Origin of the sequence: Desertibaculum subflavum (assembly GCA_003576705.1) — a bacterium.
Taxonomy (GTDB): Bacteria; Pseudomonadota; Alphaproteobacteria; order Ferrovibrionales; family Ferrovibrionaceae; genus Desertibaculum; species Desertibaculum subflavum.
In genome coordinates this window covers 1-12,242 of record QOZS01000091.1, presented here as the reverse complement: position 1 = coordinate 12,242, position 12,242 = coordinate 1, and the positions used below count along the sequence as shown (strand labels likewise).

The 12,242-nt window shown below is 68.0% G+C and carries 14 protein-coding genes; 9 read left to right on the top strand and 5 right to left on the bottom strand.

The annotated features are described in order from the left end of the window. The 8 genes from DT074_RS26565 to mazG form a co-directional block, all read left to right on the top strand. On the top strand, positions 1–392 hold a 392-nt coding region (locus tag DT074_RS26565), incomplete at its 5' end, for an SPOR domain-containing protein (RefSeq protein ID WP_162915262.1). 14 nt (positions 393–406) lie between these two features. Beyond that, positions 407–1,597: a D-alanyl-D-alanine carboxypeptidase family protein gene (locus tag DT074_RS26560; protein WP_119422869.1), complete on the top strand. Its 1,191-nt coding sequence runs from the start codon at positions 407–409 to the stop codon at positions 1,595–1,597. A gap of 9 nt (positions 1,598–1,606) precedes the next feature. Continuing rightward, entirely contained in the window at positions 1,607–2,233 is a 627-nt protein-coding gene (gene tmk / locus DT074_RS26555) for a dTMP kinase (RefSeq protein ID WP_119422868.1), read from the top strand. Next, positions 2,230–3,321 carry a DNA polymerase III subunit delta' gene (locus DT074_RS26550; protein WP_119422867.1) on the top strand — a complete coding sequence of 364 codons (1,092 nt, stop codon included), beginning with the start codon at positions 2,230–2,232 and terminating at the stop codon, positions 3,319–3,321. The genes tmk and DT074_RS26550 overlap by 4 nt, the downstream gene beginning before the upstream one ends. Before the next feature lie 38 nt (positions 3,322–3,359). After that, a complete protein-coding gene (gene metG, locus DT074_RS26545) occupies positions 3,360–4,910 on the top strand; it encodes a methionine--tRNA ligase (RefSeq protein ID WP_119422866.1) in 1,551 nt (516 codons plus the stop codon). Between the two features lie 4 nt (positions 4,911–4,914). Next, the gene (locus tag DT074_RS26540; protein WP_119422865.1) at positions 4,915–5,694 is read left to right on the top strand and encodes a TatD family hydrolase; all 780 of its coding nucleotides are present in this window, start codon (positions 4,915–4,917) and stop codon (positions 5,692–5,694) included. Further along, complete coding sequence (locus tag DT074_RS26535) at positions 5,691–6,464, top strand: MBL fold metallo-hydrolase (protein WP_368744931.1); 774 nt, start codon at positions 5,691–5,693, stop codon at positions 6,462–6,464. Before DT074_RS26540 ends, DT074_RS26535 begins: the two co-directional genes overlap by 4 nt. A 49-nt stretch (positions 6,465–6,513) precedes the next feature. Further along, positions 6,514–7,311: a nucleoside triphosphate pyrophosphohydrolase gene (gene mazG / locus DT074_RS26530; RefSeq protein ID WP_119422863.1), complete on the top strand. Its 798-nt coding sequence runs from the start codon at positions 6,514–6,516 to the stop codon at positions 7,309–7,311. A 7-nt stretch (positions 7,312–7,318) separates the two neighbouring features. Here mazG and DT074_RS26525 read toward each other — a convergent pair whose 3' ends face one another. Genes DT074_RS26525 through yajC form a run of 4 tightly spaced genes read right to left on the bottom strand, consistent with a single transcriptional unit; the run spans position 7,319 to position 10,707 of the window. Next, a complete protein-coding gene (locus tag DT074_RS26525) occupies positions 7,319–7,687 on the bottom strand; it encodes an Mth938-like domain-containing protein (protein WP_119422862.1) in 369 nt (122 codons plus the stop codon). 9 nt (positions 7,688–7,696) lie between these two features. After that, entirely contained in the window at positions 7,697–8,659 is a 963-nt protein-coding gene (gene secF / locus DT074_RS28645; RefSeq protein ID WP_368744930.1) for a protein translocase subunit SecF, read from the bottom strand. 11 nt (positions 8,660–8,670) lie between these two features. Beyond that, complete coding sequence (secD, locus tag DT074_RS28640; protein ID WP_119422861.1) at positions 8,671–10,284, bottom strand: protein translocase subunit SecD; 1,614 nt, start codon at positions 10,282–10,284, stop codon at positions 8,671–8,673. 24 nt (positions 10,285–10,308) lie between these two features. Then, positions 10,309–10,707 (bottom strand): preprotein translocase subunit YajC, encoded by a 399-nt coding sequence (gene yajC, locus DT074_RS26510; RefSeq protein WP_119422860.1) that lies wholly within the window; start codon positions 10,705–10,707, stop codon positions 10,309–10,311. A 145-nt stretch (positions 10,708–10,852) separates the two neighbouring features. Between yajC and DT074_RS26505 the strand changes: the two genes are divergently transcribed. Further along, complete coding sequence (locus tag DT074_RS26505; protein WP_119422859.1) at positions 10,853–11,704, top strand: ATP-binding protein; 852 nt, start codon at positions 10,853–10,855, stop codon at positions 11,702–11,704. Here DT074_RS26505 and DT074_RS26500 read toward each other — a convergent pair. Further along, the coding region (locus tag DT074_RS26500) for a murein hydrolase activator EnvC family protein (protein WP_162915261.1) at positions 11,661–12,242 on the bottom strand (582 nt) is incomplete at its 5' end. The two genes, DT074_RS26505 and DT074_RS26500, sit on opposite strands and share 44 nt — an antisense overlap.

The window sequence follows — 12,242 nt, the reverse complement described above, 5'->3', positions numbered from 1 at the left end:
TCAGCACCGAGGCGCTGCCGCCGCCGCCGGGCATGCGCGGCCAGAGCGCGCCGACGCCGGCGCCCGCGCCGGCACAGCCCTCCGCCACCGCGGTGATCGGCGCCGGCGAGGCCCGGCCGATCGACCTGGACAAGCAGCCGGTCCGCCAGGTAGCGGTCAAGGCGACGACGATCTACGTCCAGGCCGGTGCCTTCACCCAGTTCGAGAACGCGCACCGCCTGAGCGCCCGCATCTCGGCGATCGCGCCGGCCACCGTGACCGCCGTAACCGTGCGCGGCACGGAATTCTTCCGCGTCCGCATCGGGCCGTTAGACTCTGTTGAGACGGCCGACCGTACCCTGGCGCAGGTCATCGCCACCGGTCAGCCCGATGCGCGCATCGTGATCGATTGAGAGGAGGCTTCCGCATGCGTCGCTCCCCCATTCTTGCCGCTCGCTTCCTCGTCGGCCTGGCACTCGGGCTTCTGGGCGGCACCGGCGCGGCCTATGCCGAATGGCCGACCATCGCCACCGAGGCGAAGCAGGCGATCCTGATCGACTTCCAGACCGGTGCGGTCCTGCTCAACAAGAATGCCGACGAGCTGATGCCGCCGTCATCGATGAGCAAGCTGATGACCGGCTACATGGTGTTCGACAAGCTGAAGAAGGGCGAGCTCAAGCTCGAGGACGAGCTGCCGGTCTCGGAGAAGGCCTGGAAGACTTTCGGCTCCAAGATGTTCGTGCCGCTGGGCGAGCGGGTGAAGGTGGCCGACCTGCTGCGCGGCATGATCATCCAGTCGGGCAACGATGCCTGTATCGTTCTGGCCGAGGGCCTCGCCGGCAGCGAGGAGAAGTTCGCCGAGCTGATGACGCAGAAGGCGCGCGAGATCGGCATGCCGAAGAGCGTGTTCCGCAACGCGCACGGCCTGCCGGATCCGCAGCACGTGATGACGGCGCGCGAGCTGGCCCATCTCGCCTCGCTGATCATCCGGAACTTCCCCGATTTCTACGGGCTCTACAGCGAGAAGACCTTCACCTACGGCATCGACCAGGTGACCAAGAAGCCGATCACCCAGGGCAACCGCAATCCGCTGCTGTACAAGAATGTCGGTGCCGACGGCCTGAAGACCGGCCATACCGATGCGGCGGGCTACGGCCTTACCGCCTCGACCATGCGCGACGGCCGCCGGCTGATCCTGGTGATCAACGGCATGCAGAACGTCAATGCGCGCGCCCGCGAGGCGGAGCGCCTGCTCGACTGGGGCTACCGCGAATTCGAGACCGTGACCATCGCCAAGGCCGGCCAGCCGGTCGACGAAGCCAATGTCTGGCTCGGCGTGGCGCCCAAGGTGGGCCTCGCCAGCGACGTCAACATCTCCGCCACGATGCCGCGGCCGGCGCGCAAGAGCCTGAAGGTGGTGGTGCAGTACGACGATCCGATCCCGGCGCCGATCCGGCGCGGCCAGCCGATCGGCCGCCTCGTCGTCTCGGCGAGCGAGATGGAGACCAAGGAATATCCGCTGGTCACCGCGGGCGACGTTGCCAAGCTCGGCTTCGCCGATCGGATCGCGACCGCGGCGTCCTATCTGGTCTGGGGCCGGCCGGCGGCGGCGCGCTAACATGCGCTGATGCGCGGCACGTTCATCACATTCGAAGGCGGGGAGGGCACCGGCAAGTCGACCCAGGCGGCGCGGCTTGCCGCGCGGCTCAGACAGGCCGGGCGCGAGGTTGTGGCGACGCGCGAGCCCGGCGGGTCGCCCGGCGCCGATCAGATCCGCGCCCTGCTGGTCGAAGGCGAGCCGGGCCGCTGGGACGCCATTGCCGAGGCCCTGCTGGTCTATGCCGCGCGGCGCGACCATCTGCGCCACACCGTCTGGCCGGCGCTGGATCGCGGCACCGTTGTGATCTGCGACCGCTTCATCGATTCGACGCTCGCCTATCAGGGCTTCGGGCGCGGCCTCGGGCCCGAGTTGATCGACCGCCTGCGCCAGCTGGCGATCGGCGATTTCCAGCCCGATCTGACCCTCGTCTTCGATCTGCCGGTCGAGGCCGGCCTCGCCCGAGCGAAATCGCGCGGTGGCGCCGAGACGCGCTTTGAATCCTTCGATGTCGAGTTCCATCAGCGGGTGCGCGACGGTTTCCTGCAGATCGCCGCCCAGGCGCCGCGCTGCGTGGTGATCGACGCCCAGGCGACGGTCGAAGCGATTGCCGACCGGGTCTGGCAGGTGGTGAGCGAAAGGCTGCCGCCGACATGAGCGATGCCACGCTGTCCGCCTCGCCGGATCACCCCCGGCACACCTCCGGTCTGCGCGGCCATGCCGCGGCGGAGCGCGCGTTCCTCGATGCCTGGACGGCGGATCGCCTGCACCACGCCTGGCTGATCGAAGGCCCGCGCGGCATCGGCAAGGCGACCTTGGCCTATCGCATCGCCCGCTTCGTCCTGCTGGGGCGCAAGGCCGCCGAAGGCGGGCTGTTCGGCGACGCGCTGCCACCGGCCAGCCTCGATGTCGATCCGGATTCGGGTGTGTTCCATCGCGTGGCCGCTGCCGCCCATGCCGACCTGCTGACCGTCGAGCGCTCGCTGACCGATCGCGGCCGGATGCGGCGCGAGATCGTGGTCGCCGATGCCCGGGCTCTGCCCGGTTTCTTCGCCATGACGGCGGCGGAAGGCGGCTATCGCGTCGCAATCGTCGACAGCCTGGACGAAGCCAACCGCGAGAGCGTCAATTCGCTGCTCAAGATCGTCGAGGAGCCGCCGGCCCATGCGCTGATCCTGCTGCTGGCGCACCGGCCGGGCGCGGTGCTGCCGACCATCCGCTCACGCTGCCGGCGCCTGCAGCTGCGCCCGCTGGCCGACGAGGACGCGCTGACGGTGCTGCGCGCGCACCGGCCGCAGCTCGCCGAGGAGGAGGCTGCCGTGCTGGTCCGCCTCGCCGAAGGCGCGCCGGGCCGGGCGCTCAGGCTCGCCGATCTAGGCGGTGCCGAGCTGCACCAGCAGATCGGCACGCTGCTCGGCCGGCTCCCGGTGCTGGACCTGCCGGGCGTGCACGCGCTGGGCGACAAGCTCGGCCGTGGCGCCGATGGCGACGGCCTTTCCGTCCTGGGCGAGCTGCTCGACTGGTGGCTGACCCGGGTGATCCGGCGCGCCGGCGGCGGCCAATCCGGTCCGGCCGGGGCGGAGGAGGGCGTGGTCTCCCGCCTGGCCGGGCGGGGCAGCCTTGATCGCTGGATCGACCTATGGGAAAAGACCGGCCGCCTCGTCGAGCGGGCCGAAGCCCTCAATCTCGAGCGGAAACAGGTGGTTCTGACCCTGTTCGGTGCCATGGCCCGGGCGGCGGGCTGAACCGCCGGCATCCGCCAACGCGGCCGGAGTAGTGCAAAATGGCCGAGGACAGAGCGTATTACATCACGACCCCGATCTACTACGTGAACGACAAGCCCCATATCGGGCATGCCTACACGACGATCGCCTGCGACGTGATCGCGCGCTTCATGCGGCTCGACGGCCGCAAGGTCTTCTTCCTCACCGGCACCGACGAGCACGGCCAGAAGGTCGAGAAATCGGCCCAGGCCGCGGGCCGCCAGCCGCTTGAGTTTTGCGACGCGGGCTCGGCCAATTTCAAGGAGTTGGCGAAGGCTCTTAACATTTCGAATGACGACTTCATCCGCACCACCGAGCCGCGCCACATCAAGTCGAGCCAGGCGATCTGGAAGGCGCTGGAGGCCAATGGCGACATCTATCTCGGCAGCTATGCCGGCTGGTACGCGGTGCGCGACGAGGCCTTCTATGCCGAGGACGAGTTGACCCGGAATGCGGACGGCAAGTTCGTGGCGCCGTCCGGCGCCATTGTCGAATGGGTGGAGGAGCCGAGCTACTTCTTCCGCCTGTCCGCCTGGGCCGATCGCCTGCTGCAGTTCTATGAGGCCAATCCCGACTGCATCCTGCCACCGGCCCGGCGCAACGAGGTGCTCAGCTTCGTGCGCGGCGGGCTGAAGGATCTCTCCATCTCGCGCACCAGCTTCACCTGGGGCGTGCCGGTGCCGGATGCGCCGGGCCACATCATGTACGTCTGGCTGGACGCGTTGACGAACTACATCACGGCCGTCGGCTATCCCGATACGAACAGTGAGAAATTCAAGACCTTCTGGCCGGCCGACCTGCACATGGTGGGCAAGGACATCCTGCGCTTTCACACCGTCTACTGGCCGGCCTTCCTGATGGCCGCGGGCGTGGCCCCGCCCAAGCGCGTCTTCGCCCATGGCTGGTGGACGGTCGAGGGCAGGAAGATGTCCAAGACCGATGGCAACGTCATCGATCCGCACGACCTGATCGGCACTTACGGGCTGGACCAGACGCGCTACGTGCTGCTCCGCGAGTTCCCGTTCGGCAACGATGGCGACTTCTCGCGCAAGTCCGTGGTCAACCGGATCAACGGCGAGCTCGCCAACGGCTTCGGCAATCTCGGCCAGCGCACGCTCAGCTTCATCAACAAGAATTGCGGCGGCGTGCTGCCGGCGCCAGGCGCGCGGACCGAAGCGGACGCGGCACTGCTCGACCAGGCCTATGCGCTGCCGGAAAAGATGCGGACCGAAATGGGCTTGCAGGCCATTCATCAGGCGCTGCAGCATTGGATCGACGTGGTCAACGCAGCCAACCGCTATATCGATGCCGAGGCGCCCTGGGCGCTGCGCAAGACCGATCCGGCCCGCATGGGCAGCGTGCTGTGGGTGCTGGCCGAGGCGATCCGCTGCCTTGCCATTGCCGCGCATCCCTTCGTGCCGGACGCCGCCGACAAGCTGCTGGACCAGCTCGCGGTGGCGGCCGCGGCGCGCAACTTCGCCGCCATCGGGCCGCAGGGCGCGCTGCAGCCGGGTGTCGCGCTGCCGGCACCGGCCGGCATCTTCCCGCGCCTCCAGGAGCCGGCGGCCTAGTCCGATGCTGGTCGACAGCCATTGCCATCTCGACTTCCCGGATTTCGCCGACGAGCTCGACGCCGTCGTCGACCGCGCCAAGGCAGCCGGCATCGGCACCCTGGTGACGATCGGCACCAAGCTCAGCGAAGCGGAGAAGGTGATCGCCATCGCCGAGCGGTTTCCCAATGTCTGGGCCACGGTGGGCGTGCATCCGCACGAGGCCGCGGTGGAGCCGGGCGAGGACACCGCGCGCCTCGTTGAACTGGCGCGCCACCCGAAGGTGGTCGGCATCGGCGAGACCGGGCTCGATTACTACTACGAGCACAGCCCGAAGGACCGCCAGGCCGCCTGCTTCCGCGCCCATATCGCCGCCGCGCGCGCGACCGGCCTGCCGCTGATCGTGCACACGCGGGACGCCGACGCCGATACGGCCGCCATCCTGCGCGAAGGGCTGGAGCAGGGGGCCTATACCGGGCTTCTGCACTGCTTCAGCTCCAGCAAAGAACTTGCTGAACAGGCGGTGAAACTCGGGCTCTACGTCTCGTTCAGCGGCATCCTGACCTTCAAATCGGCCGAGGCGGTGCGCGAGGCCGCCAGGGCGGTGCCGGAAGATCGTCTGCTGGTCGAGACCGATGCGCCGTATCTCGCGCCGGTGCCGATGCGCGGCAAGCGGAACGAGCCGGCCTTCGTCGCCCATACCGCCAAGCGGCTGGCGGAGTTGCGCGGCTTGTCTGCGGCGGCGCTCGAAGCCGCGACCACGGCCAATTTCCATCGTCTGTTCCGAAAGGTCGCGACGGCGTGAGTTTGCGGGTCACCATCCTGGGCTGCGGCACTTCCGGCGGCGTGCCGCGCATCGGCGGCGACTGGGGCGTCTGCGATCCCGCCGAGCCGCGCAACCGGCGCCGACGCTGCTCCATCGTGGTGGAGAATGCCGAGACGCGGGTACTGATCGACACCGCGCCGGACATGCGCGAGCAGCTGCTCGATGCCGGCATCGACCGGATCGACGGCGTGATCTGGACGCATGATCATGCCGACCAGAGCCACGGCCTGGACGACCTGAGAGCCTTCCATATCCGCAGCGGCCACCCGGTGCGCGGCTTCGCCGATCCGGACACCGCGCGCGGCCTCAAGGGCAAGTTCGGCTATTGCTTCGAGCGGCTGGCCGGCAGCATGTATCCGGCCATCATCGACCTGAAACTGTTCGACGGGCCGTTCCGGGTCGGCACGCTGGACGTCGTGCCGATCCCGCAGGACCACGGCAACAACACCATCTCGCAAGGCTTCCGGTTCGGCAGCTTCGGGTATTCGAACGACGTCGTGATGCTGGACGACGAGGCGCTGGACCGGCTCGCCGGCATCAAGGTCTGGGTCGTGGACGCGATGCGCTACAAGCCGCATCCGACGCATGCGCATCTCGAGCGCACGCTGGGCTGGATCGCGCGCGTGAAGCCCGAACGGGCCATCCTCACCAACATGCATATCGACCTCGACTACCGGACGCTGTTGAAGGAGCTGCCGGAAGGGGTCGAGCCGGCCTATGACGGCATGGTCATCGACGTGCCGGCCTGAGACGGAACTTATTTGACATAATATACATTATGCGATCTTCGGAGGTGAGATGACGGCCGAGAACACCAAGGAAACCGCCGATCCGACCGCCCACCTCCTCGCCATCATGGCGCGCCTGCGCACACCCGAAATCGGCTGCCCCTGGGACCTGGAACAGAGCTTCGCCACCATCGCGCCGTACACGATCGAGGAAGCCTATGAAGTGGCCGACGCGATCGAGCGCAGCGACATGGCGGCGCTGAAGGAAGAGCTCGGCGATCTCCTGCTCCAGGTCGTGTTCCACGCCCGCATGGCCGAGGAAGCCCGGGCCTTCACCTTTGCGGACGTGGCGGCGGCGATCTCGGCCAAGCTGATCGACCGCCATCCGCATGTCTTCGGCGGCGCCGGCGCCACCTCGCCCGAAGGCTCGATCGCGACCTGGGAAGCGCTCAAGGCCAAGGAGCGTGCCGCCAAGGGGCATGAAAGCGCATTGGACGGCATTGCCCTCGCCCTGCCCGCCCTGCTGCGCGCCGAGAAGCTGCAGGCCCGCGCCGCCCGCACCGGCTTCGACTGGCCCTCGGCCGACGAGGTCTATGCCAAGATCGACGAGGAGATCGGCGAGCTGAAGGCGGCCCGGACCGATGCCGAACGCGAGGACGAGGCCGGCGACCTGCTGTTCGCCGTGGTCAATCTCGTGCGCAAGCTCAAGCTCGATCCCGAGACGGCACTGCGCAAGGCGAACGCCAAGTTCGAGCGCCGCTTCCGCCGCATCGAGCGCCTCGCCGAGGAGACCGGCCGCAAACTGCCCGACATGACGCTCGACGACATGGAAGCGCTCTGGCGCCGGGCCAAGGCCGAAGGCGGCTGAGCGCGCCTCAGATCGCGATCAGCAGCGCGGCGACGCGGCGCTGCTCGCCGGCGAGCACGTGGTAGGTCCGGCAGGCGGCGCCGGTATCCATCAGCTCGACGCCGATGCGCTGCGCCGCGAGCGCCTGGCGGACCGGCGCCGGCAGCGGCGCGATGGACCGGCCGCATCCGATCAGCAGGAATTCCGGCCGGGCCTCGGCCTGGAGCAGCGGCGCGAGATCGCCCGTCTCGAGCGCGGCGACGCTGCCCGCGGGCACCGCCTCGGCATGGTCGGCCAGGATCAGGACGGAGCCGGTGAAGGTCCGGCCGGAAATGCGGAAGCCGCCCTGGCCATAGGCATTGATGACCGGCCGGCTGGTGCCGGGCGGGACCGCCAAGCCGCCGCCTCAGGCGGTGCCGGCCGAAGCCGGCTGATCGGTGGTCGCCGCGGCCCCCTGGCCGCCCCGGCGCAGCTTCAAGTGAATGAGCAGCGGCGCGGCGACGAAGATCGACGAATAGGTGCCGATCAGAATGCCGAAGATCATCGAGGCGCAGAAGCTGCGGATCACCTCGCCGCCGAACACCACCAGCGCGACCAGCGCGAGCAGCGTGGTGATCGACGTCATGACGGTGCGCGACAGGGTCTGGTTGACGCAGAGATCGATCAGCGCCTGCAGGTCCATGGTCTTGAACTTGCGCAGGTTCTCGCGAATGCGGTCGTACACCACGACGGTGTCGTTGATGGAATAGCCCATCACCGTCAGCACCGCGGCCACGCTCGACAGGTTGAACTCGTAGCCGGTGACGGCAAAGAAGCCGAGCGTCATCACCACATCGTGGATGGTCGTGATGGCGGCGCCCACGCCGAACTGCCATTCGAAGCGGAACCACACATAGAGCATGATGCCGACCAGCGAGATCAGGGTCGCGATGACGGCGCCCTCGATCAGCTCGCCGGACACTTTCGGGCCGACGAACTCGGTGCGGCGGAAGCTGATGCCCTCGCCGACATCCTCGCGCAATGCCGCCGTGACCTTGTCGACCGCCGCCTTCTGCGCTTCGTCGCCGCCTTCCTGGCGCTGCACGCGGATCAGCACGTCATTGGGCGAGCCGAATTCCTGCAGCGCCACCTCGCCGAGGCCAAGCCCGGAGAGATGGCTGCGGATCTTACCGAGATCGGCGCGCTCCGGCGTGCGCACCTCCATCACGATGCCGCCGGCGAAGTCGATGCCGAAATTGAAGCCCTGCACGTACATCGCGCCGGCCGACAGCAGTGTCAGCGCCGCCGTGAGCGCAAAGGCAAAGTTGCGCCAGCGCATGAACGGCCAATGCGTCTCGGTCGGCACCAGGCGAAGGCGGGGCATCGGCATGGGTGCGAACCTCAGACGTAGAGCTGGCGCGGACGGCGGCGGCGCACCCATTCCGCCAGCATCAGGCGGCATACCCAGATCGCGGTGAACATCGAGATGGCGATGCCCAGCATCAGGGTCACGGCGAAGCCGCGCACCGGCCCGGTGCCGAAGCTGAACAGCACGATCGCGGTCAGGATCGTCGTCAGGTTCGAGTCCAGGATGGTCGACATGGCGCGCTTGAAGCCGGCATCGATCGAGCCGATCACGCCGCGGCCGAGCCGCTGCTCCTCACGGATGCGCTCGAAGATCAGCACGTTGGCATCGACCGCCATGCCCATGGTCAGCACGATGCCGGCGATGCCGGGCAAGGTCAGCGTCGCCTGCAGCAGCGACAGCAGGCCGACCAGCAGCACCAGGTTCAGCACCAGCGCGATATTGGCGAACAGGCCGAACAGGCCGTAGGCCGCGAAGACGAAGACCACCACCAGCGCGAATCCGATGACGGACGCGATCCAGCCCGCCCGGATCGAATCGGCACCGAGATCGGGGCCTATTGCGCGGCGCTCCACGACATTGAGCGGCGCCGGCAACGCGCCCGCACGAAGCAACAAGGCAAGATCATTGGCGGTTTGAACATTGAAGTTCCCGCTGATCTGGCCAGAACCGCCGAGGATCGGCTCCCGAATCACCGGCGCAGAAATCACCTTGTTGTCCAGAACTATGGCAAAGGGCTTGCCGACATTCTCCTTGGTCACGTTGGCGAATTTCCGACCGCCTGCGCTGTTGAACCGGAAGTTGACCACCCACTGGCCGGTCTGCTGGTTGAGCGCAGCCTGGGCGTTCTCCAGCTCGTCGCCGTCCACCTCGATCTTCTTCCGCACGACAAAGGTCCTTGGCTTGCCATCGGCCCCGCGCTCGGTGTCGGAAGTCAACAGCATGGAGCCCGGCGGCGTGCGGCCCGCAATTGCTTCGGGTGATGTGTCCACCATGCGAAATGTCATTTTCGCGGTCGTACCGAGAATTTCCTCAATGCGTCCGGGATCGCCCACGCCGGGCAGTTGCACGATGATGCGGTCGGCGCCCTGGCGCTGAATCGAGGGCTCCGTAACACCCAGCTCATCGATGCGCCGCCGCACGATCTCGATCGATTCCGAGATGGCAGCATCTGCACGTTCTTTCAGGCCCTGCTCCGCAAAGGAAAGGGTGAACAGCCCGTCCGGTCCGGCTTCGATTTGGACGTCCTTGCCGCCGCTGCCGCCGAGAAAGCCCGCGCTGAGCGGCTGCGGAATCTTGTTGAGTGCCTCGCGCGCGGTATCGAATTGGGCGGCGTCACGGATCCGCACCTGCACCGCATTGCCGACCACGCCCAGGCCGGTATAGCGGATGCGGCCCGCCTGCAATTCCGACCGAACGCTCTCGACCAGGCTCTCCAGCCGTTCCCTTTGCACGCCCTCGAGATCGACTTCGAGCAGCAGATAGGCGCCGCCGCGCAGGTCGAGGCCGAGATTGACCTGCTGGGCCGGCATCCAGCCCGGCAGCGTGGCGAGCTGCTCGCGCGTGAACAGGTTCGGCACCGCGAACAGGATGCCGAGCAGGCACGTCACCAGGATGACGACGATCTTCCAGGGCGCGAAATACAGCATTGCTACCGATCGGCCGCCTGGCGGCTACTTCTTGGTCAGAAAGGAGAGCAGGCCCTTCTTCTCGTCCCCGCCGCCGGCCGGGGTCGAGGCCGGCGCCTCCGGCGCGTCGCCGCGGCTCCGGATGCCGGCAATGGTGCCCCGCTCCACCCGCACGCGCACGTTCTCGGCGATCTCGACCTGCACCGTGGCATCGTCGATCACCTTGGTGACCTTGCCGACGATGCCGCCGCCGGTGATCACCACGTCATTGCGCCGGATGCCGGCGATCAGCTCGCGATGCTCCTTCACCTTCTTCTGCTGCGGGCGGATCAGCAGGAAGTAGAACACCACGAAGATCAGGATCAGCGGCAGAATCGACGTTATGGCACTGTCGCCGAACAGCCCGCCGCCGGGTGTCTGCGCTGCTGCGCTGGAAATGAGCATCGGTTTCCTTTTGTTCCGCCGGTTCGAAAAGAGGCGCGGACTATAACGGCCCCCCTCCCCGTTTCAAAGGCCGGCTCGGCTTGACCATGGGGGGGTGCGTGCTACCGTCCGCCGCCCTGCCCGGACCCCCAATTTGCCGCGTGAAATGCAAGAGCTGATCGGCCCCCTCACCCGCATCGCCGAAGCGCTGGAGCGCCTCGCCCCGCCGCCGGCCGAGGCCGGGGCACTGCCCCAGGCCGAGGCCTATATCTGGCATCCGGAGGGCGACCAGCTCGACCCCGTCGCCCGGATCAACCGGCTCGATCTCGGCCTGCTCAAGGGCATCGATCGGGTGCGCGACATCCTGCTGGACAACACGCGCCGCTTCGCCGGCGGTTTGCCGGCCAACAACGCCCTGCTCTGGGGCGCTCGCGGCATGGGCAAGAGCTCGCTGGTCAAGGCGGTGCACGGCGAGGTCGCGGCCAAGACGGGTGGGTTGCTCGGCCTGGTCGAGATCCACCGCGAGGACATTCCGTCCCTGCCCCGCCTGCTCAAGCGGCTGCGCGACCAGCCGCGCCGCTTCATCCTGTTCTGCGACGACCTCTCCTTCGACGCGGAGGACACCAGCTACAAGTCGCTCAAGGCGGTGCTGGAAGGCGGCGTCGAGGGCAGGCCGGAATCGGTGGTGTTCTACGCCACCTCGAACCGCCGTCATCTGCTGCCGCGCGACATGATGGAGAACGAGCGCTCCACCGCCATCAACCCGCACGAGGCGGTGGAGGAAAAGGTCTCGCTTTCCGACCGTTTCGGCCTCTGGCTCGGCTTCCACAATTGCAGCCAGGACGACTATTTCGCGATGCTCGACGGCTATGTCGCCAAGTTCGGGCTGAAGGTGGCGCCGGAGCAGCTCCGCGCCGAGGCGATCGAATGGTCGATGACCCGCGGCGCCCGTTCCGGCCGCGTCGCCTGGCAGTTCATCCAGGACCTGGCAGGCCGCCTCGGCCAGCCGCTCCGCTGACCGTCTCCGGCGTGCCCAGATAGCGTATCGGGTCGACCGGCTCGCGACCCTTGCGGATCTCGAAATGCACCTGCGGGCTGCCGATGCCGCCGCTCGCGCCCGATTTCGCGATCAGATGGCCCTTGCCGATCTGCGCCCCGCGCCGCACCAGGATCTCGTCGTTATGGGCATAGGCCGTGACCCAGCCGCCGGCATGCCGGATCAGCACCAGGTTGCCGTAGCCCTTCAGCTCGTTGCCGGCATAGACGACGGTGCCGGCCTCCGCCGCCCGCACCGGGCTGCCGCGCGCCACCTCGATATTGATGCCGTCATTGTGCTGGCCGCCGGGCTTCGGCCCGAAACCGGAGACGACCCGGCCCTTGACCGGCCAGGTGAACAGAAGCGACCCGGCCCGGGCTGGCGGCAGGGCGGCGACCTGCGGCGGCGGCTCCGGATGAGCGGCCGGCGGCGAAGGGGGCGGCGGTGAGGGCGGATCGAGCGGCGCCGCAACGGCCGGCGATGACGGCCCAGGCGCAGGCCCCGCGGACGGCGCCGGCCC

Excerpts from the sequence above, each read along its gene's own strand:
- DT074_RS26560 (WP_119422869.1), top strand. The coding sequence starts at position 407 with ATGCGTCGCTCCCCCATTCTTGCCGCTCGCTTCCTCGTCGGCCTGGCA.
- secF (WP_368744930.1), bottom strand. The coding sequence starts at position 8,659 with ATGCCGATGCCCCGCCTTCGCCTGGTGCCGACCGAGACGCATTGGCCG.
- DT074_RS26540 (WP_119422865.1), top strand. The coding sequence starts at position 4,915 with ATGCTGGTCGACAGCCATTGCCATCTCGACTTCCCGGATTTCGCCGAC.
- metG (WP_119422866.1), top strand. The coding sequence starts at position 3,360 with ATGGCCGAGGACAGAGCGTATTACATCACGACCCCGATCTACTACGTG.
- DT074_RS26550 (WP_119422867.1), top strand. The coding sequence starts at position 2,230 with ATGAGCGATGCCACGCTGTCCGCCTCGCCGGATCACCCCCGGCACACC.
- secD (WP_119422861.1), bottom strand. The coding sequence starts at position 10,284 with ATGCTGTATTTCGCGCCCTGGAAGATCGTCGTCATCCTGGTGACGTGC.
- yajC (WP_119422860.1), bottom strand. The coding sequence starts at position 10,707 with ATGCTCATTTCCAGCGCAGCAGCGCAGACACCCGGCGGCGGGCTGTTC.
- tmk (WP_119422868.1), top strand. The coding sequence starts at position 1,607 with ATGCGCGGCACGTTCATCACATTCGAAGGCGGGGAGGGCACCGGCAAG.
- mazG (WP_119422863.1), top strand. The coding sequence starts at position 6,514 with ATGACGGCCGAGAACACCAAGGAAACCGCCGATCCGACCGCCCACCTC.
- DT074_RS26505 (WP_119422859.1), top strand. The coding sequence starts at position 10,853 with ATGCAAGAGCTGATCGGCCCCCTCACCCGCATCGCCGAAGCGCTGGAG.